Origin of the sequence: Variovorax sp. UC122_21 (assembly GCF_044056785.1) — a bacterium.
Classification (GTDB): domain Bacteria; phylum Pseudomonadota; class Gammaproteobacteria; order Burkholderiales; family Burkholderiaceae_C; genus Variovorax.
Window position 1 is genome coordinate 6,523,004 of sequence record NZ_CP172004.1, and the last position, 26,549, is coordinate 6,549,552.

Genomic DNA, 26,549 nt, shown 5'->3' on the forward strand with positions numbered 1-26,549 from the left:
ATCGGATGGCTCGACGATATTTCCACTGGAAAGATAAGCCCTCCCCGCTTTTCCAACCCCCTATCGGCCCCGGCCGACGATCCGAAGGAACCCCGATGAACGATGCCGTCACCCGCAGCGCCCCGCCTTCCAACATGGGCCCGATCGACTTCGAGACCGACGTCGGTCCGCTGCCGCTGAAGGGCGCGCTGCCCGCCGGCCTGCGCGGCACGTTGGTGCGCAACGGCCCGAACCCGGTGGCGCCCGATCCGCGCGCCCACTGGTTCGCCGGCGACGGCATGCTGCATGCCTTCCACATCGCCGACGGCGCGGTGCACTACCGCAACCGCTGGGTGCGCACCCAGCGCTGGCAGGCCACGGTCGAAGGGCAGGAGCGGCGCCGCGTCGGCTTCCAGAGCACCGAGGGCGAGGCGCCGAAGCGCGAGGACGACGGCACCGGCAACACCAACGTGATCGGCCATGCCGGCCGCATGCTCGCGCTGGAAGAAGCGCACCTGCCGATCGAGTTGACGCTGCCCGGGCTCGACACGCTCGGCGCCACCGACCTCGACGGCCGCCTGCACGGCAGCTTCACGGCCCATCCCAAGACCGATCCGCGCACCGGCGAGCTGCTGTTCTTCGGCTACGGCACGCCCGCGCCGCTGTCGGCGGGCATGAGCTTCGGCAGCATCGCGGCCGACGGCCGCGTCACGCGCTTCGAGACCTTCGAGGCGCCCTATGCCAGCATGGTCCACGACTTCATGGTGACCGAGGGCCACGTGATGTTCCCGATCATGCCGATCACCGCCAGCCTCGAGCGCGCCCAGCAGGGCCGCCCGCCCTATGCCTGGGAGCCCGAGTTCGGCACGCGCGTCGGCCTGATGCCGCGCGGCGGCAGCAGCGCCGACATCGTCTGGTGGCGCGGCCCGGCCTGCTACGTGTTCCACGTGATGAATGCCTGGGAAGCCGACGGCAGCCTGTACGCCGACGTGATGCAGTTCGACACCCCGCCGCTGTTCCCGCGTCCCGACGGCTCGCCGATCGGCGCGGGCGATCCGCCCGCGCGCCTGGTGCGCTGGCGGTTCGAGCTCGCGAACCCGGCGCGCGAATTCACGCGCACCGTGCTCGATCCGCGCCCCGGCGAATTCCCGCGCATCGACGACCGCTTCGCCGGCCTGCCCTACCGCCATGGCTGGTACGTGCTGCGCGACGACGAGGGTCCCACCGAGGCACGGCGCAACTTCGCGGGCCTCGCGCACGTCGACCATGCCAACGGCGAGCGCGGGATCTACAGGCTGCCGGCGCCCGACACGATGTCCGAGGCCGTGTTCGTGCCGCGCTCGGCGCAGGCCGAAGAAGGCGACGGCTGGCTGCTCGCCACCATCTGGCGCGGCGCCACCCACACCAGCGAGCTCGCCATCTTCGATGCGCGCGCCGTGGCAAACGGCCCGCTGTGCACCGCCGCGCTGCCGCACCGCGTGCCCGTGGGCTTCCATGGCAACTGGTTCGATGCCGCGGGCAGCGTGCCCGGCGCGGCCACACGGGCCGATGCCCAACCCACCGTGCGCTTCGGAGCGTCGTCATGAGCATGCTGCTGGCCTTCGCGCCCTTCATCGTCTTCGCGCTGTTCGACCGCCTGCTCGGCGTGGTGCCCGCGCTCTCGGCCGCGGCGGCGCTGTCGGCCGTGCTGCTGCTGCGCGACTGGCTCACGCCCAAGCGCACGGTCAAGGTGCTCGAGATCGGCACCGTGCTGCTGTTTGGCGGCCTCGCCGTGTACGCGCTCGCCACGCACACCGAATGGTCGCTGCTCGGCGTGCGGCTGCGCGTCGACGCCGGCCTGCTGCTGGTGGTGCTGGCCTCGATGGCCATCGGCCAGCCCTTCACCCTGCAGTACGCGAAGGAGCAGACGCCGCCCGAGGTCTGGGTGCTGCCGGGCTTCAAGCTGGTCAACATGGTCATCACCGCCGCCTGGGCCGTGGCCTTCGCGCTGATGGTGCTGGCCGACGTGGCGATGGTCTATGTGCCCTCGCTGCCGCTGTGGGTGGGCATCGCGGTCACGGTCGTGGCCATCGTCGGCGCGATCCGCTTCACGCAGTGGTACCCCGAGCACATGCGCGCGCGCTTCGAAGCCGCGGCCGGGGGTTGAGCGCCCGTCCCCTCGGGTGGCGCGGTCGGGCCATTGGTGCGACCATGGCCGGATGACCCAGACGAACCATCACCATCTCCACCATCCCACCGAGCCCGTGGCCGCGCCGCGCGGCATCGACCACATCGTGGCCGGTGTGTCGGCCAGCGATGGCGACGGCGTGAAGCTCACGCGCGTGCTCGGCCAGCCGCTGCAGAAGCGGCTCGATCCCTATCTCATGCTCGATGCCTTCGGCAGCGACAACCCCGGCGACTACGTCGGCGGCTTTCCGAACCATCCGCACCGCGGCTTCGAGACGGTCACCTACATGATCGCCGGCCGCATGCGGCACCGCGACAGCGCGGGCCACGAGGGCCTGCTCGAGAACGGTGGCGTGCAGTGGATGACCGCGGGCCGCGGCCTGGTGCACAGCGAGCTGCCCGAGCAGCAGGAGGGCCTGATGGAAGGCTTCCAGCTCTGGCTCAACCTGCCGGCCGACGAGAAGCTGCGCGAGCCCTGGTACCGCGACATCCAGAGCGCGGAGATCCCCGAGTTCACCACCGCCGCGGGCGTGCAGGTGCGCGTGATCGCGGGCGCGAGCCACGGCATCGAGGGCGCCGTGCGGCGCGAGCGCACCGAGCCGCTGTACCTCGACATCACGCTGCCGCCGGGCGCCGAGTTCGCGCAGCCGCTGCCGCCGTCGCACAACGCGCTGATCTACGTGTTCCGCGAATCGCTGTGGATCGCGGGCAGCGAGGTGCCGACGCGGCGCATGGCGATCCTCGCGAACGAGGCCGGCAGCGACGGCGTGCTGCTGCGCGCCGGCTCGACCAACCACAGCCCGGCGCGCGCGCTGCTGATCGCGGGCCAGCCATTGCACGAACCCATCGTGCAGTACGGCCCGTTCGTGATGAACACGCCCGAGCAGATCAAGCAGGCGGTCGACGACTTCCGCCAGGGCCGCTTCGGCTGAGCCTGCGCCGACGCGGCGGTGCGGCCTGCGCCTACCGCGTGTCGGCATGCAAGGCGGCGCGCGTGACTCGGCGGGGCTTCTACGTTGCCCACATGCCCCCCACGATCCGAAAAGGACAGGCGCCCGCCACGCTGCAGCGCGCCGAGTTCCATGAACGCTTCATGCAGGACTTCCAGGACCCGGCCTTCCAGGCCGAGTCCGAATCGCTGCGGCGCATCGAGCTGATTGCCTGGGAGGCCTACCACGAGGGCCGCAAGGCGCCGGTCACGCGCAAGGCCGGGCCCGGCTATGCCGATCCCGACTACGAGCTCTCGGTGGAATGGCTCGAGGCGAAGGCGCGCATCGACGCCGCGCATGCGAAGTGGGCCGATCCGCAGAGCCATTCGCGCGTGCTGCTGGTCAATGGCTCGCCGCGCAACGACGGCACCTGTCCCGGCGAGATCTCCAAGACCTGGCGGCTGACGCAGCTCGCGCGCGAGGTGCTCGAGGGCAGCGGCGTGAAGACCGACGTGCTCGACCTCAGCCTCCTGACCTCCGACTACGGCCGCGAGATCCATCCGTGCAAGGGCTGCGTCTCGACCGCGATGCCGCTGTGCCACTGGCCCTGCAGCTGCTATCCCAACCATTCGCTGCGCCAGACCGGCGACTGGATGAACGAGATCTACGAACGCTGGACCGCGGCGCATGGCGTGATCGTGCTCACGCCCGCTCACTGGTACCAGGCCACGAGCCCGCTCAAGCTGATGATCGACCGGCTGGTGTGCGCCGATGGCGGCAACCCCGATCCCACCAGCACGCACGGCAAGAAGGCAGAGGAAGCCAAGGCGCTCGAGCTCGAGGGCTGGGGCTATCCCAAGCACCTCGATGGCCGCGCCTACGGCGTGGTGGTGCATGGCGACGTGGCCGGCATCGAGAGCGTGCGGCGCAACCTCTGCGACTGGCTCGACTGGATGGGGCTGATCGATGCGGGCAATGCGGCGCAGCTCGACCGCTACATCGGCTACTACGAGCCCTATGCCACCAGCCACGACACGCTCGATGCCGATGCCGACCTGCAGGAGGAGGTGCGCAACGTCGCGCGCGCGGTGGCGCAGGCGGTGCGGCAACTGCGCACCGGCAAGCTCAAGTCGCCTGACCGGGGCCTGAAGAGGCCGCGTCCCAAGTAGCTCGCGCGCCGGAAATCCACGACGGCCCGCGTCGCCATTCACCATTCTTTACGCAGGCTCACGCAGGGCTCACCGACGGGTTACAGAAGGCTTCCACACTTCGTCTCACCAGCTGCCCATCGGCGGCGGTTCTTCGAAAGGAAGCACTCTCATGATCTCTCTCCGCCAACGCATCCTCTGGGCCGGCCTGCTGGGCTCGGCCGCCCTCGCATCGTCGGGCGCTTTCGCCCAGACGCCGTCGCCCACGACCGCGGCACCCACCGCTGCCGTGGCGCAGGCCGACGGCACGGCGCCGCAGCGCAAGGCCCACGCGGAGCACAAGCGCATGGATCCGGCCAAGCGTCTCGAACGCATGCAGGAACATCGCGCCAAGCGGCTCGCGGCCCTCAAGGACAAGCTGAAGCTCAATGCCTCGCAGGAAAGCGCATGGTCCAGCTACACCAGCGCGACGCAGCCGCCCGGCCCGCGTCCCGATGGCCAGCGCATGACCCGCGCCGACTTCGCCAAGCTGACCACGCCGCAGCGCATCGAACGCATGCAGGCCCGCCAGGCCGAACGCAGCGCGATGTTCGCCAAGCGCGCCGACGCCACGAAGTCCTTCTATGCCGCGCTGACGCCCGAGCAGCAGAAGACCTTCGACGCCGAGAGCATGCACTTCGGCGGCCATCGTTTCCATCGCGGCGGCCACCATGGCGGCCCCGACGCCCAACCGGCCAAGGGTTGAGCCGACGAAGCCCTCGACTCGGTCGTCGAGGGCGGCCCATGACAAAGGCCCGCAACGCTTCACGCGTTGCGGGCCTTTTTTCGGCTCGACCCGGTTACTTCGGCGTACCGGTCTTCTCGGTCGGGTTGGTCGGCACTTCCGGGCGCTCGCCCGGCTGGCCGAAGTGCGGCTTCACCTTGCGGCCCTGCTGGCTCACTTCCCAGCGCGACTGATCGCCAGTCGGCGCCATCACCATGTTCGGCTGGCCGTTCATCGTGGTGCTGGCCTCGCCCTTGGGCACCAGCGTGTTGGTGTTGTTGCGGTTGTGGGCGCGTGCCTCGGCCTTCACGGCCTCGCGCGACACCGGCTCGAAGCCGTCGGGACGCTGCGTGGGGTTGGCCACGCCCGTCGGCGACTGCGTGCTGGCCTGGCCGCCCACCGCCGGATCGGGCGCCGCGGGCATCGAGGAGGTCTGCGCCATCGCGAAGCTGCCGGCACCCATCAGGCCGGCCAGCAGGGTGGCTCGAAGAAGTCGTTGCTGTGCGTGTTTCATGATCGGTTTCCTTTGCGTCTCGTGAATGTGGGTGAAGAAATCGCGGACGCCTTTCCCGACGTCCTGAATTCACCGTAGGAGTCGTGTCGTCGCGGCCTTGTGGGGGTGCGTCAGGGCTGCCTGTAGGAGCCGGCCGGCCACGCGCGAAGGCGCGGCGAGCCTCTCGCGTCGGAGGGCTGGAGGCGCCACAAGAAGGTGGCGCGTTCCTACAGGCGGGCCCGGATCGAGCACGTACAACCCGAAATCCGATGTCCTCCACACCGATCTTCACGAACGAATCCGCCGCGAACGCGGAAGCCGCCCACGCCCTGGGCGCCAACCCGCCCGGCCCCGCGACCGTGGCGGGACTTGCCGCCGCGCCCGTGTCGCTGAAGGTCATGACGGTGAACACCCACAAGGGCTTCACCGCGCTCAACCGCAAGTTCATCCTGCCCGAGCTGCGCGACGCGGTGCGAACCGTGGGCGCCGACGTGGTGTTCTTGCAGGAGGTGCTGGGCACGCATTCGCGCCATTCGCGGCGCGTGAGCAACTGGCCCGAGGCGCCGCACTACGAATTCCTGGCCGACACGATGTGGCCGCAGTTCGCCTACGGGCGCAACGCGGTCTATCCCAAGGGCCACCACGGCAATGCGCTGCTGTCGAAGTTTCCGATCGTGCACCACCGCAACCACGACGTGTCGGTGGCCGGCCCCGAGAAGCGCGGGCTGCTGCACTGCGTGCTGCGCCTGCCGGGCCGCACGGTGGACGTGCACGCGATCTGCGCCCACCTCGGCCTGGCCGAGGCGCATCGGCAGCAGCAGCTCGAGCTCCTGTGCCACATCGTGCGCGACGAGGTGCCGGCCGATGCGCCGCTGATCGTGGCGGGCGACTTCAACGACTGGCGCGGCCGCGCGCATGCGACCCTGGCCGAGGGCGCGTCGCTGCGCGAGGTGTTCGTGCACGCGCACGGCCGTGCGGCCAAGACCTTCCCCTCGCGCTTCCCCGTGCTGCCGCTGGACCGCATCTACGTGCGAAATGCCGGCGTGCACGCACCGGTGGTGCTGCCGCGCCGGCCCTGGTCGCACCTGTCCGACCATGCGCCGCTGGTGGCCGAGATCGATCTCTGAAGGCGCATCCATCCATGAGCAACGGCAACCCCTGGGTCGCGGGCAACCGCATCGAGCTGCTGGAGAACGGCGAGCAGTTCTTCCCGCGCGTGTTCGAGGCGATCCGCGCGGCGCAACGCGAAGTGGTCATCGAGACCTTCATCCTGTTCGAGGACAAGGTGGGTCTCGACCTGCATGCCGCCATGTGCGAAGCGGCGCGGCGCGGCGTGAAGGTCGACCTGATGATCGACGGCTTCGGCTCGCCCGATCTCTCGCGCGAGTTCCTCGAGGAGCTGAGCCAAGCCGGCGTGAAGGTGCGCGTGTTCGATCCGGGCCATCGCTTCCTGGGCCAGCGGCTCAACGTGTTCCGCCGCATGCACCGCAAGATCGTGGTGATCGATGGCGAGCGCGCGTTCGTCGGCGGCATCAACTATTCGGCCGACCACTTGATGGACTTCGGCCCCAAGGCCAAGCAGGACTACGCGGTCGAACTCACCGGGCCGATCGTGGCGCAGATCCACCATTTCGCGCTGCGTGCGATCGCGCTCGGCGGCAAGGGGCCGGGCTGGTTCCGGCGCCGGCTCAGGCAGGCGCCACCCGTGGGCGACACGGTGGTCGGCGATGTGGAAGCGATGTTCGTCACGCGCGACAACCGCCACCACACCAACGACATCGAGCGCCACTACCGCGCCGCGATCCGCAGCGCGCGCGAGCGCATCGTGATCGCCAACGCCTACTTCTTTCCGGGCTACCGGCTCATCAAGGAGCTGCGGCGCGCGGCGCGGCGTGGCGTCGACGTGCGGCTGATCCTGCAGGGCGAGCCCGACATGCCGATCGTGAAGACGGCCGCGAGCATGCTCTACCACCACCTGCTGCATGCGGGCGTGCGCATCTACGAATACTGCGAGCGGCCGCTGCACGGCAAGGTCGCGCTGATGGACGACCGCTGGAGCACCGTGGGCTCGAGCAACCTCGATCCGCTGAGCCTGTCGCTCAACCTCGAGGCCAACGTGGTGGTGCGCGACGCGGCCTTCAACACGCTGCTGTACGAGCGCCTCGACCACCTGATGCAACACAGCTGCAAGCAGATCGACACGGCCGACCTCGCGAGCGAATGGAGCGGCTGGCGGCTGGTGCGCAGCTTCTTCATCTTCCACTTGATGCGCTGGTATCCCTCGCTGCTCGGCTGGCTGCCGCGCCATGTGCCGCGGCTCAAGCCGGTGGAGGTCACCGACCTCGGCGACCGGCGGCGCCGGGACCACGGCGACGGCGTCGAGGGCGCGCCCGCGTCGACGGAGGCCGCATGACGACGGCGGCTGGCGGCCGCCTGCACGCGTTGCCCGCCAGCGGCTGGCGCCGCGCCTGGCCCTGGGCCAAGCGAACGCTGGTGTGGGGCTTCTTCGGGCTCGTGGCCTGGCTGCTCGTGAGCCAGGCGCGTTCCATCGACTGGCACGAGGTCGGCGACGCGATCACGGCGCTGCCGCTTCTCACGCTGCTCGGCGCCGGCCTGCTCGCGGCCTGCAGCTTCGCGCTCTACAGCACCTACGACCTGCTGGGGCGCCATCTCACCGGCCACCCCTTGCGCGCCGGCACGGTGATGGGCGTGACCTTCATCAGCTACGCCTTCAACCTCAACCTCGGTTCGCTGGTGGGCGGCGTGGCCTTCCGCTACCGGCTCTATTCGCGGCTGGGCTTGCGCAACGACACCATCACGCGCGTGCTGGGCTTCAGCATGCTCACCAACTGGATCGGCTACCTGGTGGTGGCCGGTGCCGCCTTCTTCTTCTGGCCGCTGGGCCTGCCGCCGGCGTGGAAGGTGGATGGCGAGGAGTTGCGGCTGCTTGGCGCGGCGCTGCTGGTGCTGGCCGCGGTCTATCTGCTGGTGTGCGCCTTCGCGCACGAGAAGCGCTGGCATGTGCGCGGGCACGAGCTGCGCACGCCGACCCTGCGCATGGCGCTGCTGCAGTTCCTGCTGTCGTGCACCAACTGGTCGCTGATCGGTGGCGTGATCTGGCTGCTGCTGCAGGGCCAGGTCGCCTATCCGCAGGTGCTGGCCGTGCTGCTGGTCGCCGCGGTGGCCGGCGTGATCACGCACGTGCCGGCGGGGCTCGGCGTGCTGGAAGCGGTGTTCGTCGCGCTGCTCGCGCACCAGGTGGCCGAGGCGCAGCTGCTGGCTGCCCTGCTCGCCTACCGAGGCCTCTACTACCTGCTGCCGCTGGTGGTCGCCACGCTGGCCTACTTCGCGACCGAGCTGCGCGCGCGGCGCGTGCGCCGGGCCCGCGTCGCGCATCAGAAGTGATAGGTGTAGCGCACCCGCACGAAGTTCTCGCCGGGGTTGGGCTTCTTGATGCCGCCGTTGGAGAAGTGCTGCACGCGCAGCGACAGGTCGTGTTCCCCGTGCTCGCCGAAGCTGCGGCCCACGCCGAGCACCTCGGTGAACTGGAAGGCGGTGCTGAAGCTGCGATCGGGTGTCCGGTAGACGTGGTCCATCACGCTGCCGCCCACGCCGCCTTCGACGTACCAGGGCGAAGTGCCGTGCGCAAAGCGCCAGCGCCAGGTGTAGATGGCGCCGATCTGCACGTAGTCGCGCCGGCCATCGTCGAGCGCGGGCGCGTGCCAATCGCTGAGGAAGACGTCCCAGTAGGAGGTGAGCGCGCCTTCCTGCACCGGCTGTCGCGGTGACCAGGGCAGCGTCATCCCGACGGTGAAGGCATTGGTGCTGCCCATCTGGCCGTGGGGGGCGCGCCCGCCTTCCACGTAGAAGCCGCGCTGGCCGTCCTCGAAGGCGTGGGCGCTGGCGCCCAGCAAGCCCAGCAGTCCGGCCAGCGCGGCGGCACGGAGCGGGGCGGGTGTTTTGAATCTCATGATCCGGAGCGCCAAAGCGAATGATGAAAACCGAGGGGTCATATTCACTTTGCGTTCAGTTTTGTGTCGTGCCGATGCGCGATTTCCACGTCGAGGGGTAGGACTTCGCCAACAACATGCGCGAGACGCCACGAATTGCGCTCGGCTTCTTGTTGCACTGCAGCATTTGCAGCGCGACAGGCCTATAGTGGGCCGATCTCCCTCGCAGGCATTACGCCGCTCCCCACGATGTCATCCACTTCTTCCCTTCCCTCCTTCAGCGTTTCGTCGTGGCCGCTGTGGCCGCTGCGCGAATGGACCGAGCTCGCGCTCAAGACGCAGGAGATGCTGCTGTCATCGGGCACCGTGATCCGCCTGCGCACCGAGCGCATCGCGCAGGCGGGGCTCGCGCCAAGTGCCGACGACCTGGTCGAATTCCGGCGCATGGGCGACGAGAAGCTCGAGGCCGCGCATGCCTCGGGGTTCGCGATGGCGCGGCAATGGCACAGCAGCCAGATCGGCCTCGCGAGCCGCATCTGCCAGCAATGCCTGCATGGCGCCGCGGCCTTCCTCTCGCTGGCCGGCAGCGTCACGCCGGCGCAGGCCGCCGAGCATGGCGATGCGCTGATCCGCGCGGCCTCGCGCGCCGCGAACGCGGCCCAGCGCTGGCCGAACAGCACGGCGCGCATCGCGAGCGAGGGATTGAAGCCGATCCACGCGGTGGCCACCGCCAACGCGCGGCGGCTCGGCGCGCAGGCCGAGGGCTGAGCGCAGCACTCAGCCGCGTGCCGGCATCAGCGTCAGCAGCGTGATCTCGGACGGCGCGCCGAAGCGCTTGGGCGGGCCCCAGTAGCCGGTGCCGCGGCTCACGTAGATCCACATGTCCTGCAGCCGGTGCAGGCCCGCCGTGAAGGGCTGCTGCATCGGCACGAACAGGTTCCACGGGAAGAACTGGCCGCCATGCGTGTGGCCCGAGAGCTGCAGCTGGAAGCCGGCCGCGGCCGCCTTCGGCGCGCTGCGCGGCTGGTGCGCGAGCAGCACGCGCGTGTGCACCAGCGGCGGTGCGTCGTCGAGCGCGCGCTGCGGATCGCTCTCGTGCGAGGCGTCGAAATGGCCGGCCGTGTAGTCGGTCACGCCGGCCAGCACCAATTGGCTCTCGAAGGTTTCCTCGTCGTTCTGCGCGCCGCGCACGTTGCGCGTCTGCAGCACCACGTGCTCGTTGAGCAGCACCTGCAGCCCGAGGCGGCGCAGCTCGTCGATCCAGGCATGGGCGCCCGCGTAGTACTCGTGGTTGCCGGTCACCACGAAGGTGCCGTGGCGCGCGCGCAGCCCGGCCAGCGGCGCGATGTGCTCGCGCAGTTCGGGCACGCTGCCGTCGACCAGGTCGCCGGTGATCGCGATCGCGTCGGCGCCGAGCCGGTTCACCGCGTCGACGATGCGCTGGATGTAGCTGTTGCGGATGGTCGGGCCGACGTGGATGTCGCTGAGCTGCACGATCGTGAAGCCCTTGAGCGCGGCCGGCAGCCCGCGGATCGGCACGTCGACGTGCTTCACGTCCGCGGTGCGGCGCGCATTGACGAAGCCGATCAGCGAGACGAGCGTGGCCAGCGCGAACACCGCCAGCGCGCTCCAGGGCCGCAGCGTGTCCCACGGCACCGCGAGGCCGGCCACGCGCTGCGCGATCCAGGTCAGCAGCAGGCCGGCGTCGCGCACCAGCGTCAGCACGAACAGCGACGAGAACCAGCCCATGCTCAGCAGGCCGGTCCATTGCAGTGCGCCGTGCAGCGGCTTCTTGCGCGGCGCGTGCCGCGACAGGAAGGGCAGCGGGATGGTGAGCGCCGACACCACCAGCGCCAGCAGACCGATCGGCCACGCCGGCGTGAGCACCGCGGCCGCGGGCAGCAGACGCAGGGCGATGTAGGCATGCAGGAGCGCGGTCAGCACGCTCAGGGGACGGATCGGCATCGGGGCAATGGGTTCGGGCACTGCCCGGGACACGTCATCTGCAAGGCGCATGCCGTGCATTCAAGTCGCCGCAACGCTATTTTTTCAGTAGCGCAGCATGCCGGGCCGGCCGGCACCGGGCCGCCGGCGGCGAGGTGAGCGCATGCACCCGGCGCCCGTGCCGCCGTGCCTTCGCGTGCCTACTGCACCGCGCGCGTGCCGACGGCGGCCATGTCGGTGCCCGCCGGCCAGAGGAAGGTGGCCTTGGTGGGCGTGCCGAACACCACCTGCAGCGGCTGCTTGAGCGTCTGACCGCGCAGCGTGGCCTCGACCTGGTAGCTGCCGGGCTCGAGCCGCGCCACCATGAACGGCCCGCCCGCCACCACGTTGTCGAGCAGCGCCACGCCCCGGCCATCGCGCACCGTCACGTGCACGTCGGCCGCGAAGTCCGCGCCCTGGTGGTCCTTGATCGCGAATTCGAAGCTCGCCGGCCAGCGCGGCAGGACCGTTTCCATCAGCTTCGCCTCGTCGCTGCCGATGCCGCCGCTCATGTATTCGATGCCGTGCGACATGCGGATCGGCGGGTTGAACGCGGCTTGCGCGGAGGTGGCGAGCGCGCCGAACGCGAGGGCGCCGCACAGCAGGGCGGCGGCCAGCGGCCGCGCGCGCGGTGAAATCAGGGGGGTCATGGTCAGTCCTTTCTTTCCTTGCTCTCGTGGCGGAAAACCACGGCGCCACTGTGCGGCGCACGGCTTAGACAGGACTTAACGAAACGGCGCGGCGGGTGGCCGCCGGCCGTGGAAGCGCGCGGGCGGCGCCTCAGCGCGCGGCGCTGGTCTGCGCCATCGCCTGGGTTTCGGGCTGCGGCGGCAGCACCGAGGCCATGTCGAAGTTCGACGGCCACATGAAGGTCGCCTTCGCGGGCACGCCCGCGAACACCACCAGCGGCTGCGTCAGCGTGAGGCCGCCGAGCGTGACGTTGACGTCGTAGGCGCCCGGGTCGAGCCGCGCGAGCATGTACGGGCCCTGCGACTGCGCTTCCATGATCGCGCGGCCGGTGTAGCGCTCGCGCACCTCGACCTTGGCGCGGGCCGGGAAGCTCGCGCGCTGCGCGGGGCTGCCATTGATGCCGAGCTCGATCGTGGCGGCCCAGCGCGGCGACACCATCTGCATGAACGCGGCTTCGTCCTTGCTGTTGCCGCCGCACATGTATTCGACGCCCTGGGCGGTCTGGATGGGCGGATTCGGGGCCGCGTGGGCCGGAAGGGTCGCGCCGAGGAAGGCGGCCGCACCGCACGTTGCAAGGGCGGCCAGGGACCGGCTGAGACGCATGGATTTCATTGCTTCGGTGTCCTCGATCAGGGGTGACGCGGAATTCGTCGAGGATTTTGCTTAGCAAGACTCGGGCTAGATATAGCGTTTACGAGGAACGATCCTCGCCGAGGCTTTGAACGCTATTGTTTTAATAGCTGGTGACGGGCTTGTGACAAGCGTTTACAGACTGTGTGGTCGCCCACCCTCAGACAAACCCTTGGTCGCCCGCGCGAGCCGCCCGCGTTGCGTGCGCGCACTCCGCCGCGAAGCGGCATGCGAATGGTGCGAAGCAGCCGGGCGCGGCGATCGGGCGCCCCATGAAAAACGCCGCCGGGTACGAACCACGGCGGCGTGACGCGAGGGCGGAAATCGACTCAGACGTCGATGTTCGCCGCCCGCAGCGCGTTCTGCTCGATGAACTCGCGGCGCGGCTCCACCTCGTCGCCCATCAGCATCGTGAACACGCGGTCGGCCTCGATCGCGTCGTCGATCTGCACGCGCAGCAGGCGCCGAACGGTCGGGTCCATGGTGGTCTCCCACAGCTGCTCGGGGTTCATCTCGCCCAGGCCCTTGTAGCGCTGGCGCGCGGTGGCGCGCTCGGCCTCGCCGATCAGCCACAGCATGGCCTGGCGGAAATCGAGCACCTTCTCTTCCTTGGCGCGCTCGCCCTCGCCGCGGCGCACCACGGCGCCCTCGGGGCTCAGCAGGTTGCGGAAGGTGTCGGCGGCGCCGGACAGCGCGGCGTAGTCGGCGCCGTGCACGAAGTCCTGCGTGATCACGCTGCTCTTGATGTTGCCGTGGTGGCGGCGGCTGATGCGCAAGAGCGGCTTGTCGGTGCGCGCGTCGAACTCGTTGCTGACCTCGGCCGGCACGCCGGTGGTGTTGAGCTCGCGCAGCTTGGCTTGCAGCGCCACGGCCGAGGCCTCGGCCGCGGGCGTGGTGTCGAGGTCGAGCGCCACGCCGTCGGCGATGGCGCGCAGGGCCTCGGCGTCCATGAAGTTGCGCAGCCGGTGGATCACGGCCTCGGCCACCTGGTGCTTGCGCGCCAGCTCGGCCAGCGTGTCGCCGCTGAGCGTGGTGGAGGTGACGCCGCCGGTCTCGATGCTGGCGTCCTTCAGCGCGACCTTGAGCAGGAAGGCGTCGAGCGCATTGCCGTCCTTCAGGTACTGCTCTTCCTTGCCGACCTTGACCTTGTACAGCGGCGGCTGCGCGATGTAGATGTGGCCGCGCTCGACCAGCTCGGGCATCTGGCGGTAGAAGAAGGTCAGCAGCAGCGTGCGGATGTGCGCGCCGTCCACGTCGGCGTCGGTCATGATGATGATGCGGTGGTAGCGCAGCTTGGCGACGTTGAAGTCGTCGGCGCCGCCGCCTGCGGTGGTCGCGCCGGCACGGCCGATGCCGGTGCCCAGGGCGGTGATCATCGTGAGGATTTCGTTGCTGGTCAGCAGCTTCTCGTAGCGCGCCTTCTCGACGTTCAGGATCTTGCCGCGCAGCGGCAGGATGGCCTGGAACTTCCGGTCGCGGCCCTGCTTGGCGGAACCGCCGGCGGAGTCGCCCTCCACCAGGTAGACCTCGCACAGCGCCGGGTCCTTCTCCTGGCAGTCGGCCAGCTTGCCCGGCAGGCCCATGCCGTCGAGCACGCCCTTGCGGCGCGTCATTTCGCGGGCCTTGCGCGCGGCTTCACGGGCGCGCGCGGCCTCGATGATCTTGCCGCAGATGATCTTGGCGTCGTTCGGGCGCTCCTGCAGGTAGTCGGTCAGCAGGCGGCCGACGATGTCCTCCACCGGCGCGCGCACTTCGCTCGACACCAGCTTGTCCTTGGTCTGGCTCGAGAACTTGGGCTCGGGCACCTTCACGCTGAGCACGCAGCACAGGCCTTCGCGCATGTCGTCGCCGGTGACCTCGACCTTGGCCTTCTTGGCCAGCTCGTTCTCTTCGATGTACTTGTTGATGACCCGCGTCATCGCCGCGCGCAGGCCCGTGAGGTGGGTGCCGCCGTCGCGCTGCGGGATGTTGTTGGTGAAGCACAGCACCTGCTCGTTGTAGCCGCTGTTCCACTGCATCGCGACCTCGACGCCGATGTGCGTGCCGGGGATGCCGCCGTAGGTGTCGGCCGGCTTCTCGCCCGCCGCGTAGAACGAGTTCGGGTGCAGGACGGTCTTGCCCTTGTTGATGAACTCCACGAAGCCGCGCACGCCGCCGGCGCCCGAGAAGTCGTCTTCCTTGCCGGTGCGCTCGTCCTTCAGGCGGATGCGCACGCCGTTGTTCAGGAAGCTCAGCTCGCGCAGGCGCTTGGAGAGGATCTCGTAGTGGAAATCGTTGTTCTCCTTGAAGATTTCCGTGTCGGGCAGGAAGTGCACCTCGGTGCCGCGCTTGTCGGTGTCGCCGATGATCTTCATCGGCGAGACCTCGAAGCCGTTCACGGTTTCGAGCAGGCGGTCCTGCACGAAGCCGCGGCTGAACTCGAGCTCGTGGATCTTGCCTTCGCGCCGCACCACCAGGCGCAGCATCACGCTCAGCGCGTTCACGCAGCTCACGCCCACGCCGTGCAGGCCGCCCGAGACCTTGTAGCTGTTCTGGTTGAACTTGCCGCCCGCGTGCAGCTCGGTGAGGGCGATCTCGGCGGCCGAGCGCTTGGGCTCGTGCTTGTCGTCCATCTTCACGCCGGTCGGGATGCCGCGGCCGTTGTCGGTCACCGAGACCGAGTTGTCGGAATGGATGGTGACGACGATGTCGTCGCAGTGGCCGGCGAGCGCTTCGTCGATGGAGTTGTCGACGACCTCGAACACCAGGTGGTGCAGGCCGGTGCCGTCGGAGGTGTCGCCGATGTACATGCCGGGGCGCTTGCGAACGGCCTCGAGGCCTTCGAGGATCGTGATCGAGCCTTCGCCATAGGAGGTATCGGGCTTGACCTCGATCGGCACCGCGTTGTCGATCTCGGGTGTGTAGACCGGTTCGGTGTGCGGCACTTCCGGCTTGTTCTCTTCTGCGCTCATTCGGATATTCCTCTATCTCTCACGGATTCACGGGGTCCACGGACTCGCGGGCACCCGGTTTTTCAGGCCTCTTGAAAGCGCAAACCCGCGGGGGCGAACCGCGGGCTGTGTGCGCAAGGCGCTGTGGTGACGCGGGGTGACTAGATCCGCATCGGCATCACGACGTACTTGAAGGACGCGTTGTCGGGAATGGTCAACAGCGCGGAGCTGTTGGAATCGGCCAGGTCCAGCTTCACCATGTCCTGGCCCATGTTGGCCAGCGCGTCGATCAGGTAGGTGACGTTGAAGCCGATCTCGATGGCGTCGCCGCCGTAGTCGATGTCGAGCTCGTCCTGCGCTTCTTCCTGCTCGGCATTGTTCGAGGCGATGCGCAAGGTGCCCGGCTCGATGTTCAGGCGCACGCCCTTGAACTTCTCGCTGGTCAGGATCGCGGTGCGCTGCAGGCTGGCCAGCAGTGGCGCGCGGCCCAGCGTGACCGAGTTCTTGTGGTTCTTCGGGATCACGCGGTTGTAGTCGGGGAACTTGCCCTCGACCAGCTTGGTGACGAACTCCATGCCGCCGAAGCTGAACTTGGCCTGGTTGTTGGCGAACTGCATCTCGATCGCGCCTTCGGCGTCGGACAGCAGGCGCTGCATCTCGAGCACGGTCTTGCGCGGCAGGATCACTTCCTGGCGCGGCACTTCCACGTCGAGCGTGGCCGAGGAGAAGGCCAGGCGGTGGCCGTCGGTGGCGACCAGGCTCAGCTGCTTGCCCTCGGCGACGAACAGGATGCCGTTGAGGTAGTAGCGGATGTCGTGCACGGCCATCGCGAACGAGACCTGCGAGAGCAGGTCCTTCAGCGTCTTCTGCGGCACGCTGAACACCGGGCCGAAGTTGGCGGCTTCCTGCACCAGCGGAAAGTCTTCCGCGGGCAGCGACTGCAGCGTGAAGCGGCTCTTGCCGCCCTTGAGCACCAGCTTGCTCGCGCTCGACTCGAGGCTCACGGTCTGGTCGGCCGGCATCGTGCGCAGGATGTCGATCAGCTTGCGCGCGCCGATGGTGGTGGTGAAGTTGCCTTCGTCGCCGCCGAGCTCGGCGGTGGTGCGGATCTGGATCTCGAGGTCGCTGGTGGTCAGCTGGATCTGGCCACCGGTCTTGCGGATCAGCACGTTGGCGAGGATCGGCAGGGTATGTCGCCGTTCCACGATGCCCGCCACCGACTGCAGCGCGGCGAGGACTTTGTCTTGTGTTGCCTTCAGGACGATCATGTCTTCTACCTCTTCTCTTATCTCTTTGAATCAGCTTGGTCGGTCGGGGCCCCACCGCCCCGCACAGACCGCCATTCTCCGCTGTCGCGGCGTCCGGCCTGGTTGACTTTGGTTTTCAGTTTCAACCCTTGAGCGTCTGCTCGAGCACGTGAAGCTGCTGGTTGAGCTCGGTGAGCTGCTGGCGCTCGCCCGAAATCTTTCGCACCGCGTGCAGCACGGTCGTATGGTCGCGTCCGCCGAACAGCTCGCCGATCTCGGGCAGGCTCTTCTGCGTCAGCTCCTTGGCCAGGTACATCGCGATCTGCCGCGGCCGCGCGATCGAGGCCGGGCGCTTCTTGCTGTACATGTCGGCGACCTTGATCTTGTAGTAGTCGGCCACCGTCTTCTGGATGTTTTCCACCGAGATCTGCCGGTTCTGGATCGACAGCAGGTCGCGCAGCGCCTCGCGCGCCAGGGCGATCGAGATCTCCTTCTGGTTGAAGCGCGAATAGGCCAGGATCTTGCGCAGCGCACCCTCGAGCTCGCGCACGTTGGAGCGCACGTTCTTGGCCACGAAGAAGGCGACTTCCTCGGGCATCTCGGCGCCCTCGACGCGGGCCTTGTTGATCAGGATCGCCACGCGCATCTCGAGCTCGGGCGGCTCGATCGCCACCGTGAGGCCCGAGTCGAAGCGCGAGACCAGCCGCTCGTGGATGTCCGCGAGGCCCTTGGGATAGGTGTCGCTGGTCATCACGATGTGCGACTTCTTGGCCAGCAGGGCTTCGAAGGCGTTGAAGAATTCTTCCTGCGTGCGGTCCTTGTTGGCGAAGAACTGCACGTCGTCGATCAGCAGCAGATCGAGCGAGTGGTAGCGCTCCTTGAACTCGTCGAAGGTCTTGCGCTGATAGGCCTTGACCACATCCGAGACGAACTGCTCGGCGTGGATGTAGAGAACTTTGGAATCGACCCGGTCGGCCAGCAGCCGGTTTCCCACCGCGTGCATCAGGTGGGTCTTGCCCAGGCCCACGCCGCCGTAGATGAAAAGCGGGTTGTACAGATGCCCCGGCATGCCGGCCACGTGCATCGCCGCGGCGCGCGCCATGCGGTTGGCCGTGCCCTCGACCAGGGTGTCGAAGGTGAGGCCCGAATTGAGCCGGTTCTTGAAGCCGGCGGCCGGCGGTTCCTCGCCCGGGCCGGCCACGTCGCGCGGCACGTCGGTCTCGGTCGTGACCGCCACCGGCGCAGCACGCACGGGGATTTCCCGAGGAGCAAGCGCTAACTCGATGGCGACAGGCTGGCCGTAGATCTTCTCGGCCATGCCGGCGATCTTGCCGGCGTACTGGGCCCGGATCCAGTCGAGCTTGAAGCGGTTGGCGACGAACACCGTCATGCGCGAGAGGTCGTCGGCGACCTCGGCGGTGAGGGGCTTGATCCAGGTGTTGAACTGTTGTTCGGACAGCTCCTGCGCGAGCTGGTCGACGCAGGCCTGCCAGAGGCTTTCGCCGATGCCGTCAGTCGACATGGGCGCTCGGATTTTGGATGGTTCCCTCTGCCATTTTTTTGCTGTTTGTATTGTGGATATTCTCTGCTGGAAGGCGCCGCGCATTCTAACTTGTCAAAACCTTATCCACATACCCTGGACGGCTGGGGAAAGGCCCGCAAAGTCGCTCGAAGATTGTTGCCGGGCCGAATGTTTGCGATAATTGCGGGTTTCCCTGAAAACCTCTTTGCGTCTTTCGGGGTCCGACCGAACCACCGGCTGAGCCCAACGAGGCCGGAACCAACCGCACCCAGCGCCTTTCGCGCAGCCCTCGCCCGTCGAGCCCATGGATTCCCCAGGGGCCGATGACCGCGGAACTGCCGAGGAAACAGGGGAATCAGGAAATCTCATCATGAAACGCACCTACCAAGCATCGAAGTCCGCCGCGCCCGTACCCACGGTTTCCTGGTCCGCATGAAGACCCGTGGCGGCCGTGCCGTCATCAACGCACGCCGCGCCAAGGGCCGCAAGCGCCTGGCCGTCTGACGCCCGACCCACGGCAGTTGCCAGCAGCCGGAACGCCCGAGCCAGCTTCGACGGCTCGCGCCAGCGGCGTGTCCAGCCCGGCTCCCATGCAGCGGCTCAAGACCCGCGCGCAGTTCCAGGCCGTTCTCGCAGGTGCCACCGTGGCCCGCACTGCCCATTTCGCATTGCATCGCTGCGCGCTCGATTCCGAATCGAGCGCGCAGCTTTTTGCGTCCGACGACGTCTGGCTGGGTGCCATGGTGCCCAAGCGCTGGGCGCGCCGCGCGGTCACGCGCAATGCGATCAAGCGCCAGATCTACAGCGTGAGCGCCCTGCCCCACGCGGGATTGCCGCGCGGGGCGCATGTGGTTCGCCTGAAGTCGGCCTTCGACCGCAAGGAATTCGTGAGTGCCTCGTCCGAGCGGCTCAAGCGAGCCGTGCGGGCCGAGCTCGAACTGTTGCTGGAGCGCGCCGCGCGCCCGGCACCGGCGCGCGCGCCTGCCGCGCCACCCGCACGGTCTTCTCCATGAAACGCCTGCTGATCGGCCTCGTCAAAGGCTACCGCCTGCTGCTGAGCCCCTGGCTCGGCCAGTCGTGCCGTTTCGAGCCGACCTGCTCGGTCTATTCGATCGAGGCGCTCGAGGTGCACGGCGCGCTCAAGGGCAGCTACCTCACGCTGCACCGCATCGCGCGCTGCCAGCCCTGGTGCCAGGGCGGGCACGATCCGGTCCCACCGAAATCACAGCGTCGCACGGACCGGTCAGGCTCGCTGTTTTCGTCTCTTCTCTCCTCCGACAAGAAGTCTTCGTCATGAACGATATACGCCGCACGATCCTGTGGGTGATTTTTGGGTTCTCGCTGGTGCTGCTGTGGGACCAATGGCAGGTCTTCAACGGCAACAAGCCGACCTTCCTGCCCTCGACCAAGCCCGCCGTCACGGCGCCCGCGCCCACCACCGGCGCCGCCGGCAGCAGCGTGCCCAGCGCCAGTGCCGCACCGGGTGCCAGCGCGGGTGCCGTGCCCACGCAGGCCGCGGCCGCCGTGCCGAAGGAACAGGTCACGGTCACCACCGACCTGTTCAAGGCGACGATCGACAGCGAAGGCGCGACGGTCAACTACCTCGAGCTGCTCAAGTACGACGAGAACGACCGCACCAAGCACGTGGTGCTGTTCGAGAACGGCTCGCCCGCCACGCGCTACCTCGCGCAGACCGGCCTGCTGAACCAGGTCGACACCGGCGAGCGCTTCCCGAACCACCTGACGCCGATGGCGCCCAAGGCCGGTCCGCGCGAAATGGCCAACGGCCAGAACACCCTCGAAGTCGGCTTCGAGAGCGCGCCGGTCGGTGGCCTCAAGTACGTCAAGACCTATGTGTTCCACCGCGGCGACTACTCCATCGGCGTGCGCCATGAAGTCGTCAACGTGAGCGACCAGCCGCGCGATGCGCAGCTCTACATGCAGCTGCTGCGCCACGGCACCGTGGCCTCGAGCACCATGTTCGGCACCAACACCTTCACCGGTCCGGCGGCCTACACGAACGAGAAGAAGTTCCACAAGCTCGCGTTCACGGACATCACCAAGGGCAAGGTCGAGCCCCCGCCGGCCGCCAACGACGGCTGGATCGCCATGGTCCAGCACTACTTCGTGTCGGCCTGGCTGCTGCGCGGCGACCCGGCCAGCGAAGGCCTGAAGCGCGAATTCCGCGTGAAGGACCTGGGCGACAACCTCTACACCATCGCCATGGTGGCCACGCTGCCGAAGATCGCCCCGGGCGCGACCCAGGTGGTCAACAGCACGCTGTTCGCCGGCCCCGAGGAAGAGAAGAAGCTCGAAGCCATCGCGCCGGGCCTCGACCTGGTCAAGGACTACGGCATCTTCGCGATCATCTCGAAGCCGCTGTACTGGCTGCTCAACCAGCTGCACGGCCTGATCGGCAACTGGGGCTGGTCGATCGTGGCGCTGGTGGTGCTGCTCAAGGCCGCCTTCTACTGGCTCAACGCCAAGGCCTACGCGAGCATGGCCAAGATGAAGGCCATCAATCCGAAGATCATGGAAATGCGCGAGCGGCTCAAGGACAAGCCGCAGGAAATGCAGCAGGAGATGATGCGGATCTACAAGACCGAGAAGGTCAATCCGATGGGCGGCTGCTTCCCGATCGTGATCCAGATCCCGGTGTTCATCGCGCTGTACTGGGTGCTGCTGTCCTCGGTCGAGATGCGCCACGCGCCCTGGATCGGCTGGATCACCGACCTGTCGGCACCCGACCCCTGGTACATCCTGCCGATCGTGATGACGGCCACCTCGCTGCTGCAGACCTGGCTGAACCCGACGCCGCCCGATCCGATGCAGGCCAAGCTGATGTGGATCATGCCGCTGGCCTTCAGCGTGATGTTCATCTTCTTCCCGGCCGGCCTGGTGCTGTACTGGATCACGAACAACATCCTGTCGATCGCTCAGCAGTGGGTGATCAACAAGCGGCTCGGCGTGCTCGGCAAGTAGGCCGGCGCGGCGTCACCGTTTTCCCCGAGGGGCCGCGCGAGCGGCCCTTTGTCGTTTTTGCTGAAAGAATCCGCCCATGCTCACCCGCGCTTCCGATCCCATCGTCGCCATCGCCACCGCCTCCGGACGCGGCGCGGTCGGCATCGTGCGGGTGTCGGGCGCACGACTCGCGCCGCTGATCGAGGCGCTGTGCGCGCGGCCGCTCAAGCCGCGCGAGGCCACCTACCTGCCCTTTCGAGATGCCGCGGGCGAGCCGGTCGACCACGGGCTGGCGCTCCATTTCCCCGCGCCCCATTCGTTCACGGGCGAGGACGTGCTCGAGCTGCAGGCCCATGGCGGCGCGGTCGTGCTGCAGCTGCTGCTGGCGCGCTGCCTCGAGGCCGCGGCCGAGCCCGACGCCGTCACCGGCCGCCCCCCGGTTGCCGGGCCTGCGCGTGGCTGAGCCCGGCGAATTCAGCCAGCGCGCCTTCCTCAACGGCAAGATCGACCTGGCCCAGGCCGAGGCCATCGCCGACCTGATCGACGCCAGCACCGAGGCCGCGGCGCGCAGCGCCGGGCGTTCGCTGTCGGGCGCCTTCTCGCGCGAGATCCACACCCTGCGCGATGCGCTGATCCACCTGCGCATGCTGGTCGAGGCCACGCTCGACTTCCCCGAGGAGGAGATCGACTTCCTGCAGAAGGCCGATGCCGCGGGCCAGCTCGCGCGGCTGCAGGCGCAGCTCGCGGCGGTGCAGCAGCGCGCGCGCCAGGGCGCCCTGCTGCGCGAGGGCATCAAGGTGGTGATCGCGGGCCAGCCCAATGCCGGCAAGAGTTCGCTGCTCAACGCGCTGGCCGGCGCCGAGCTCGCGATCGTGAGCGCCGTGGCCGGCACCACGCGCGACGTGGTGTCGCAGACCATCCAGATCCACGGCGTGCCGCTGCACGTGGCCGACACCGCCGGCCTGCGCGAGAGCAGCGACGAGGTCGAGCAGATCGGCGTGGCGCGCGCCTGGGGCCAGATCGAGAGCGCCGACGCGGTGCTGTTCCTGCACGACCTGACGCGCGCCGCCGCGCCCGACTACGCCGCGGCCGATGCCGAGATCCTGCGCGGCCTGCGCCAGAAGCTGCCCGCGGGCGTGCCGGTGCTCGACGTCTGGAACAAGCTCGATGCGGCCGGCTCGGTGGCCGCGCCGGCCGAAGGCATCGCGCTGTCGGCCAAGACCGGCGCCGGCATCGAGGCGCTGCGCGAGCAGCTCTTGGCCATGGCCGGCTGGCAGGCCGTGCCCGAGGGCGTGTACCTGGCGCGCGCGCGCCATGTGCAGGCGCTGGGCCAGGTCGAGATGCACCTGGCGCTGGCGGCCGAGCATCTTTCGGCCCATGCCCAGTCGCTCGACCTGCTGGCCGAGGAGCTGCGGCTGGCGCAGAACGCCCTCAACGAGATCACCGGCGAGTTCGGCGCCGACGACCTGCTGGGTGTCATCTTTTCGCGGTTCTGTATCGGCAAATAGCGACACTCGGCGCAACCGGCGCCGTCATTGCGTAAACATTTGTAGCCGAAATGTGGGCCGTTCGCGGATACTCCGGCTGAACTGCCCGGGGGCGAGTGAGAGCAGCATGTCGATCCAGAACCTGAGCCGCGCGATCGCGGACAACACCAGCAACGATGCCTTTGCGCTGATCCTCAACGTTCAGCAGTGGGACACGCTGGCCGGGTATCTGCAGCCGCAGGACGTCAACGTCGGCGACGTGCTGATCGCCCAGGGCGCGCAGGACCGCTCGGTCTTCTTCCTCGAGAGCGGCGCGCTCAGCGTGCATCGCGTGAGCAGCAAGGAGCAGATGCGCCTGGCGGTGCTCGCCGCGGGCTCGGTGGTCGGCGAAGGCTCGTTCTTCTCGCGCCAGCCGCACGCGGCCAACGTGGTGGTCACGGGCGCCGGCCGGGTCTGGCGCCTCACCACGGTGCGCTTCTCCGAGATGTCGAACCGGCAACCCAACCTCGCGCTCGAGCTCACGATGGCGCTCGGCGCCGTCATCGCCAAGCGCATGGCGCACCGCTCCAAGCGGGTCGCGGTGACCTGAACAGCGCCCCGAGACGACGAGCCCCCATGCGGCCCTTGCCAGCCAGCATGTTCTTCCTGGATTGCCCCACTTCGCCATGGCCTTGATCTGTCCCGTCTGCAGCGCGGAGAACCGCGAGGGCGCCAACTTCTGCATGCGCTGCGGCGAGCGGCTGACGCCCGCCTCGGCGCCGCCGGTTCCGCCCGCGCCCACGCCCAATCCGAGCACGCGCTTCGAGCGCGAATGGGCCGCGACCGCGCCCGCGCAGCTGCGCGCGCCGACCATTCCCGGCGAGCTCTACGACGCGGCCGCCGTCACGCCCGGCGGCAAGGGCCAGCCGCGGGACGGCGATGCCGACCGCACCGTGCTGGTCGGCGCGGGCAAGCCGAAGCGCGCGCCGAAGCCGGAATCCTCGTCCGACGAATCCGCCGAGGCCCGTCGTGCGCGCCGCCGCGAGCGCACGCAGGCCCAGCCGGCCCAGCCGGCAGCCGGCCGAAGCGGCATGTGGCTCTGGGTCGGCCTGCTGGTGCTGGGCGTGGCGATGATCGCGGCGGGCTGGTACGGCTTCGGCGGCCGCGGTGCCGCGCCCGCGTCGCCCACGCCGGCCGTCGTGGCGCCCGCGCCGCAACCGGCGCCTGTACCGGCACCGCCGCCCGCGCCTGCCGAGCCGGCGCCGGCGGCCGAAGCGCCTCCGGCCCCCCCGGCACCCGCCGCGCCGGCCGTGGAGGAGCCCCCTGCGCCCGCGACCAGGCCCGTCGCGGCCGCCGCGCCGAAGGCCGCGCGCAAGGCAACCACTCCCGCGGCCGCGCCGGCCGCGGCCGAGGCGCCCGCGGCAGCGCCACCACCCGCGGCGGCTCCCGCGCCGGCCCCGGTGGCCGCGCCGGCCGATCCGCAATCGCAGTGCGGCGACCGCAACTTCATCGCCAGGGCCCAATGCATGGCCGCGCAATGCGCCAAGCCCGAGTTCCGCGGCCACGCCCAGTGCGAAGCGGTGCGGCGCCAGCAGCAGCTCGACGAGGAGAAGCGCAACCCGACGCTGGTGAACTGAGCCCCGGCGGGCTCAGCCCTTCTGCAGTCGCTCGATCGCCATCGCCAGCGCGGCCGGCTTGCCCGACAGCACCAGCGTGTCGCCGTCCGACAGCACGGTGTCCTCGGCCGGCACGCGCGGCTGGCCGTCCTGGCGCCGCAGGCTCGCCACCCGCACGCCCAGGCCCTGCAGCGACAGCCGCTCCAGCGTCTGACCGATGGCGCGCGCGCCCGGCGTGAGCGTGAAGGTGTTGAGGCGCTCGTGGTCGAGCTCGTCGGCGTTGTCGTCGTCGGCGCCGTGGAAGTAGCCGCGCAGCAGGTTGTAGCGCGCGTCGCGCTGGTCCTGCACCACGCGGATCACGCGCCGCATCGGCACGCCGACCAGCGCCAGCGCATGGCTGGCGAGCATCAGCGAACCCTCGATGGCCTCGGGCACCACCTCGGTCGCGCCGGCGGCCTGCAGCTTCTCGAGGTCGTGGTCGTCCTGCGTGCGCACGATCACCGGCACCTGCGGCGCATGGGCGCGCGTGTTGGCCAGCACCTTCATCGCGCCGGGCACGTCGAGGTAGGTCACGACCACCGCGCTGGCGCGCGCCAGGCCCGCGGCCATCAGCGCCTGCAGCCGCGCGGCGTCGCCGAAGACCACCGAGTCGCCGGCCGCGGCGGCTTGCCGCACGCGGTCGGGGTCGAGGTCGAGCGCCATGTAGGGAATGCCTTCGCGCTCGAGGATGCGCGCCAGGTTCTGGCCGCAGCGGCCGTAGCCGCAGATGATCACGTGGCGCGCGGTGTTGATCGTCTTGCGCGCGATGCTCGTCATCTGCAGCGACTGCTGCAGCCAGTCGCTGGCCACCAGCTTGCGCACGATCGCGTTGCTGTACATCACGATGAAGGGCGTGGCCAGCATCGACAGCACCATCGAGGCCAGCACCGGGTTGGCCAGCCAGGGCGGCAGCAGGCTGCGCTCCTGCGCCAGCGTCAGCAGCACGAAGCCGAACTCGCCGGCCTGCGCCAGGTAGAGGCCGGTGCGCAGCGACACGCCCGAGGTCGCGCCCAGGCTGCGCGCGAGCAGCGTCACGAGGCCGAGCTTGAACAGCAGCGGCACCAGCAGCAGCACCGCCACCAGCAGCCAGCGCTCGACCACGATGTGCCAGTCGAGCGACATGCCCACGGTGATGAAGAACAGGCCCAGCAGCACGTCGTGGAAGGGGCGGATGTCGGTCTCGACCTGGTGCTTGTATTCGGTCTCCGAGACCAGCATGCCCGCGATGAAGGCGCCCAGCGCCAGGCTCAGGCCCGCGAGTTCGGTGAGCCAGGCCAGGCCCAGCGTGACCAGCAGCACGTTGAGGATGAACAGCTCCTCGCTGCGCCGCCGCGCCACCAGGGTGAGCCACCAGCGCATCACGCGCGGCCCGCCGTACAGCAGAACGCCGATCAGCAGGCAGGCCTTGAGCAGCGCGAAGCCCAGCGCCTTGGCCAGCGCCTCGGGCGGCGCGCCCAGCGCGGGGATCAGCACCAGCAGCGGCACCACCGCCAGATCCTGGAACAGCAGCACCCCCATCACGCGCTTGCCGTGCTCGCTCTCGAGCTCGAGCCGCTCGGCCATCAGCTTGACCACGATGGCGGTGCTGCTCATGGTGAGCGCGCCCGACAGCGCGAGCGCGGTCTGCCAGCCCAGGCGCCAGTCGGGCGGCAGGAAGGAGGCGATCAGCAGCGCGCCCACGGTGGCGATCGCCATCGTCAGCAGCACCTGCAGCAGCCCGAGTCCGAACACGTGCTTGCGCATCGCGCGCAGCTTGGGCAGGCTGAATTCGAGCCCGATCACGAACATCAGGAACACCACGCCGAATTCGCCCAGGTGCCGGATGCCTTCGGAGTTCTGCGCCAGCGCCAGCGCATGCGGGCCGATCAGCACGCCGGCCGTCAGGTAGCCGAGCATCGGCGGCAGCTTGAGGAAGCGGCATGCCACCACGCCGATCACCGCGGCCACCAGATACAAGAGCGTGAGATCGAACGAAGACATGGTGGGCGATGCTAGAGCAAGAGCCGTGCGCGCGTGGCGGGGCTTTCGGGTCCATTC

23 protein-coding genes and 2 pseudogenes are annotated in these 26,549 nt (G+C 69.0%); 16 read left to right on the forward strand and 9 right to left on the reverse strand.

Annotated elements, in window-relative coordinates:
* Positions 1–95 precede the first annotated feature (95 nt).
* The 5 genes from ACHMXE_RS43475 (at position 96) to ACHMXE_RS43495 (ending at position 4,967) form a co-directional block, all read left to right on the forward strand.
* Positions 96–1,565 (forward strand): carotenoid oxygenase family protein, encoded by a 1,470-nt coding sequence (locus tag ACHMXE_RS43475; protein WP_395349556.1) that lies wholly within the window; start codon positions 96–98, stop codon positions 1,563–1,565.
* Positions 1,562–2,125: a hypothetical protein gene (locus ACHMXE_RS43480; RefSeq protein ID WP_395349557.1), complete on the forward strand. Its 564-nt coding sequence runs from the start codon at positions 1,562–1,564 to the stop codon at positions 2,123–2,125. The genes ACHMXE_RS43475 and ACHMXE_RS43480 overlap by 4 nt, the downstream gene beginning before the upstream one ends.
* A 52-nt stretch (positions 2,126–2,177) precedes the next feature.
* The gene (locus ACHMXE_RS43485) at positions 2,178–3,077 is read left to right on the forward strand and encodes a pirin family protein (RefSeq protein WP_395349558.1); all 900 of its coding nucleotides are present in this window, start codon (positions 2,178–2,180) and stop codon (positions 3,075–3,077) included.
* A 92-nt stretch (positions 3,078–3,169) separates the two neighbouring features.
* Positions 3,170–4,243: a flavodoxin family protein gene (locus ACHMXE_RS43490; RefSeq protein ID WP_209540225.1), complete on the forward strand. Its 1,074-nt coding sequence runs from the start codon at positions 3,170–3,172 to the stop codon at positions 4,241–4,243.
* 151 nt (positions 4,244–4,394) lie between these two features.
* Positions 4,395–4,967 carry a Spy/CpxP family protein refolding chaperone gene (locus ACHMXE_RS43495; protein WP_395349559.1) on the forward strand — a complete coding sequence of 191 codons (573 nt, stop codon included), beginning with the start codon at positions 4,395–4,397 and terminating at the stop codon, positions 4,965–4,967.
* 94 nt (positions 4,968–5,061) lie between these two features.
* Here ACHMXE_RS43495 and ACHMXE_RS43500 read toward each other — a convergent pair whose 3' ends face one another.
* Positions 5,062–5,499 carry a serine/threonine protein kinase gene (locus ACHMXE_RS43500; protein WP_203203490.1) on the reverse strand — a complete coding sequence of 146 codons (438 nt, stop codon included), beginning with the start codon at positions 5,497–5,499 and terminating at the stop codon, positions 5,062–5,064.
* A 377-nt stretch (positions 5,500–5,876) separates the two neighbouring features.
* Here ACHMXE_RS43500 and ACHMXE_RS43505 point away from each other — a divergent pair, with 377 nt between their 5' ends.
* The 3 genes from ACHMXE_RS43505 to ACHMXE_RS43515 are packed head-to-tail and all read left to right on the forward strand — an operon-like array spanning position 5,877 to position 8,883.
* Entirely contained in the window at positions 5,877–6,605 is a 729-nt protein-coding gene (locus tag ACHMXE_RS43505; RefSeq protein ID WP_203206035.1) for an endonuclease/exonuclease/phosphatase family protein, read from the forward strand.
* Between the two features lie 14 nt (positions 6,606–6,619).
* A complete protein-coding gene (clsB, locus tag ACHMXE_RS43510) occupies positions 6,620–7,891 on the forward strand; it encodes a cardiolipin synthase ClsB (protein ID WP_203203489.1) in 1,272 nt (423 codons plus the stop codon).
* Entirely contained in the window at positions 7,888–8,883 is a 996-nt protein-coding gene (locus tag ACHMXE_RS43515) for a lysylphosphatidylglycerol synthase domain-containing protein (protein ID WP_203203488.1), read from the forward strand. Before clsB ends, ACHMXE_RS43515 begins: the two co-directional genes overlap by 4 nt.
* On the opposite strand, the gene ACHMXE_RS43520 is transcribed toward ACHMXE_RS43515, so the two are convergent.
* Complete coding sequence (locus ACHMXE_RS43520) at positions 8,874–9,449, reverse strand: acyloxyacyl hydrolase (protein ID WP_203203487.1); 576 nt, start codon at positions 9,447–9,449, stop codon at positions 8,874–8,876. The genes ACHMXE_RS43515 and ACHMXE_RS43520 overlap by 10 nt on opposite strands.
* Before the next feature lie 228 nt (positions 9,450–9,677).
* Between ACHMXE_RS43520 and ACHMXE_RS43525 the strand changes: the two genes are divergently transcribed.
* Positions 9,678–10,196 carry a polyhydroxyalkanoate granule-associated phasin gene (locus ACHMXE_RS43525; RefSeq protein WP_395349560.1) on the forward strand — a complete coding sequence of 173 codons (519 nt, stop codon included), beginning with the start codon at positions 9,678–9,680 and terminating at the stop codon, positions 10,194–10,196.
* Between the two features lie 9 nt (positions 10,197–10,205).
* On the opposite strand, the gene ACHMXE_RS43530 is transcribed toward ACHMXE_RS43525, so the two are convergent.
* The 6 genes from ACHMXE_RS43530 to dnaA form a co-directional block, all read right to left on the reverse strand.
* On the reverse strand, positions 10,206–11,453 hold the full coding sequence (locus ACHMXE_RS43530) for a metallophosphoesterase (protein ID WP_395349561.1): 1,248 nt from the start codon (positions 11,451–11,453) through the stop codon (positions 10,206–10,208).
* A gap of 119 nt (positions 11,454–11,572) precedes the next feature.
* Positions 11,573–12,061, reverse strand: a complete 489-nt coding sequence (locus ACHMXE_RS43535) for a hypothetical protein (protein ID WP_395349562.1) — start codon at positions 12,059–12,061, stop codon at positions 11,573–11,575.
* Between the two features lie 130 nt (positions 12,062–12,191).
* A complete protein-coding gene (locus ACHMXE_RS43540) occupies positions 12,192–12,713 on the reverse strand; it encodes a hypothetical protein (RefSeq protein ID WP_203203483.1) in 522 nt (173 codons plus the stop codon).
* 347 nt (positions 12,714–13,060) lie between these two features.
* Positions 13,061–15,682, reverse strand: a complete 2,622-nt coding sequence (gene gyrB, locus ACHMXE_RS43545; RefSeq protein WP_395349563.1) for a DNA topoisomerase (ATP-hydrolyzing) subunit B — start codon at positions 15,680–15,682, stop codon at positions 13,061–13,063.
* 140 nt (positions 15,683–15,822) lie between these two features.
* Positions 15,823–16,929 carry a DNA polymerase III subunit beta gene (gene dnaN / locus ACHMXE_RS43550; protein WP_203203481.1) on the reverse strand — a complete coding sequence of 369 codons (1,107 nt, stop codon included), beginning with the start codon at positions 16,927–16,929 and terminating at the stop codon, positions 15,823–15,825.
* Between the two features lie 121 nt (positions 16,930–17,050).
* A complete protein-coding gene (dnaA, locus tag ACHMXE_RS43555) occupies positions 17,051–18,430 on the reverse strand; it encodes a chromosomal replication initiator protein DnaA (protein ID WP_395349564.1) in 1,380 nt (459 codons plus the stop codon).
* A gap of 370 nt (positions 18,431–18,800) precedes the next feature.
* Between dnaA and rpmH the strand changes: the two are divergent.
* From rpmH to ACHMXE_RS43590, 7 genes and pseudogenes are all read left to right on the forward strand, one after another.
* Positions 18,801–18,934: pseudogene (rpmH, locus tag ACHMXE_RS43560) on the forward strand (50S ribosomal protein L34).
* 86 nt (positions 18,935–19,020) lie between these two features.
* On the forward strand, positions 19,021–19,443 hold the full coding sequence (locus tag ACHMXE_RS43565) for a ribonuclease P protein component (protein WP_395353051.1): 423 nt from the start codon (positions 19,021–19,023) through the stop codon (positions 19,441–19,443).
* Positions 19,440–19,727, forward strand: a complete 288-nt coding sequence (gene yidD / locus ACHMXE_RS43570; protein WP_057591857.1) for a membrane protein insertion efficiency factor YidD — start codon at positions 19,440–19,442, stop codon at positions 19,725–19,727. Before ACHMXE_RS43565 ends, yidD begins: the two co-directional genes overlap by 4 nt.
* Complete coding sequence (gene yidC, locus ACHMXE_RS43575; RefSeq protein WP_395349566.1) at positions 19,724–21,412, forward strand: membrane protein insertase YidC; 1,689 nt, start codon at positions 19,724–19,726, stop codon at positions 21,410–21,412. The genes yidD and yidC overlap by 4 nt, the downstream gene beginning before the upstream one ends.
* A gap of 76 nt (positions 21,413–21,488) precedes the next feature.
* Positions 21,489–22,899: pseudogene (mnmE, locus tag ACHMXE_RS43580) on the forward strand (tRNA uridine-5-carboxymethylaminomethyl(34) synthesis GTPase MnmE).
* Between the two features lie 106 nt (positions 22,900–23,005).
* Positions 23,006–23,467 carry a Crp/Fnr family transcriptional regulator gene (locus ACHMXE_RS43585; RefSeq protein WP_203203478.1) on the forward strand — a complete coding sequence of 154 codons (462 nt, stop codon included), beginning with the start codon at positions 23,006–23,008 and terminating at the stop codon, positions 23,465–23,467.
* A gap of 76 nt (positions 23,468–23,543) precedes the next feature.
* Entirely contained in the window at positions 23,544–24,494 is a 951-nt protein-coding gene (locus ACHMXE_RS43590; protein WP_395349567.1) for a zinc-ribbon domain-containing protein, read from the forward strand.
* A gap of 12 nt (positions 24,495–24,506) precedes the next feature.
* Here the strand turns inward: ACHMXE_RS43590 and ACHMXE_RS43595 are convergent, their stop codons facing one another.
* Positions 24,507–26,492, reverse strand: a complete 1,986-nt coding sequence (locus ACHMXE_RS43595; RefSeq protein WP_203203476.1) for a monovalent cation:proton antiporter family protein — start codon at positions 26,490–26,492, stop codon at positions 24,507–24,509.
* Positions 26,493–26,549 lie beyond the last annotated feature (57 nt).

Excerpts from the sequence above, each read along its gene's own strand:
- dnaA (WP_395349564.1), bottom strand. The coding sequence starts at position 18,430 with ATGTCGACTGACGGCATCGGCGAAAGCCTCTGGCAGGCCTGCGTCGAC.
- ACHMXE_RS43485 (WP_395349558.1), top strand. The coding sequence starts at position 2,178 with ATGACCCAGACGAACCATCACCATCTCCACCATCCCACCGAGCCCGTG.
- gyrB (WP_395349563.1), bottom strand. The coding sequence starts at position 15,682 with ATGAGCGCAGAAGAGAACAAGCCGGAAGTGCCGCACACCGAACCGGTC.
- ACHMXE_RS43540 (WP_203203483.1), bottom strand. The coding sequence starts at position 12,713 with ATGAAATCCATGCGTCTCAGCCGGTCCCTGGCCGCCCTTGCAACGTGC.
- yidC (WP_395349566.1), top strand. The coding sequence starts at position 19,724 with ATGAACGATATACGCCGCACGATCCTGTGGGTGATTTTTGGGTTCTCG.
- ACHMXE_RS43475 (WP_395349556.1), top strand. The coding sequence starts at position 96 with ATGAACGATGCCGTCACCCGCAGCGCCCCGCCTTCCAACATGGGCCCG.
- ACHMXE_RS43520 (WP_203203487.1), bottom strand. The coding sequence starts at position 9,449 with ATGAGATTCAAAACACCCGCCCCGCTCCGTGCCGCCGCGCTGGCCGGA.
- ACHMXE_RS43480 (WP_395349557.1), top strand. The coding sequence starts at position 1,562 with ATGAGCATGCTGCTGGCCTTCGCGCCCTTCATCGTCTTCGCGCTGTTC.
- ACHMXE_RS43500 (WP_203203490.1), bottom strand. The coding sequence starts at position 5,499 with ATGAAACACGCACAGCAACGACTTCTTCGAGCCACCCTGCTGGCCGGC.
- dnaN (WP_203203481.1), bottom strand. The coding sequence starts at position 16,929 with ATGATCGTCCTGAAGGCAACACAAGACAAAGTCCTCGCCGCGCTGCAG.
- ACHMXE_RS43535 (WP_395349562.1), bottom strand. The coding sequence starts at position 12,061 with ATGACCCCCCTGATTTCACCGCGCGCGCGGCCGCTGGCCGCCGCCCTG.
- yidD (WP_057591857.1), top strand. The coding sequence starts at position 19,440 with ATGAAACGCCTGCTGATCGGCCTCGTCAAAGGCTACCGCCTGCTGCTG.
- clsB (WP_203203489.1), top strand. The coding sequence starts at position 6,620 with ATGAGCAACGGCAACCCCTGGGTCGCGGGCAACCGCATCGAGCTGCTG.
- ACHMXE_RS43490 (WP_209540225.1), top strand. The coding sequence starts at position 3,170 with ATGCCCCCCACGATCCGAAAAGGACAGGCGCCCGCCACGCTGCAGCGC.
- ACHMXE_RS43515 (WP_203203488.1), top strand. The coding sequence starts at position 7,888 with ATGACGACGGCGGCTGGCGGCCGCCTGCACGCGTTGCCCGCCAGCGGC.
- ACHMXE_RS43505 (WP_203206035.1), top strand. The coding sequence starts at position 5,877 with ATGACGGTGAACACCCACAAGGGCTTCACCGCGCTCAACCGCAAGTTC.
- ACHMXE_RS43525 (WP_395349560.1), top strand. The coding sequence starts at position 9,678 with ATGTCATCCACTTCTTCCCTTCCCTCCTTCAGCGTTTCGTCGTGGCCG.
- ACHMXE_RS43595 (WP_203203476.1), bottom strand. The coding sequence starts at position 26,492 with ATGTCTTCGTTCGATCTCACGCTCTTGTATCTGGTGGCCGCGGTGATC.
- ACHMXE_RS43585 (WP_203203478.1), top strand. The coding sequence starts at position 23,006 with ATGTCGATCCAGAACCTGAGCCGCGCGATCGCGGACAACACCAGCAAC.
- ACHMXE_RS43590 (WP_395349567.1), top strand. The coding sequence starts at position 23,544 with ATGGCCTTGATCTGTCCCGTCTGCAGCGCGGAGAACCGCGAGGGCGCC.
- ACHMXE_RS43495 (WP_395349559.1), top strand. The coding sequence starts at position 4,395 with ATGATCTCTCTCCGCCAACGCATCCTCTGGGCCGGCCTGCTGGGCTCG.
- ACHMXE_RS43565 (WP_395353051.1), top strand. The coding sequence starts at position 19,021 with ATGCAGCGGCTCAAGACCCGCGCGCAGTTCCAGGCCGTTCTCGCAGGT.
- ACHMXE_RS43530 (WP_395349561.1), bottom strand. The coding sequence starts at position 11,453 with ATGCACGGCATGCGCCTTGCAGATGACGTGTCCCGGGCAGTGCCCGAA.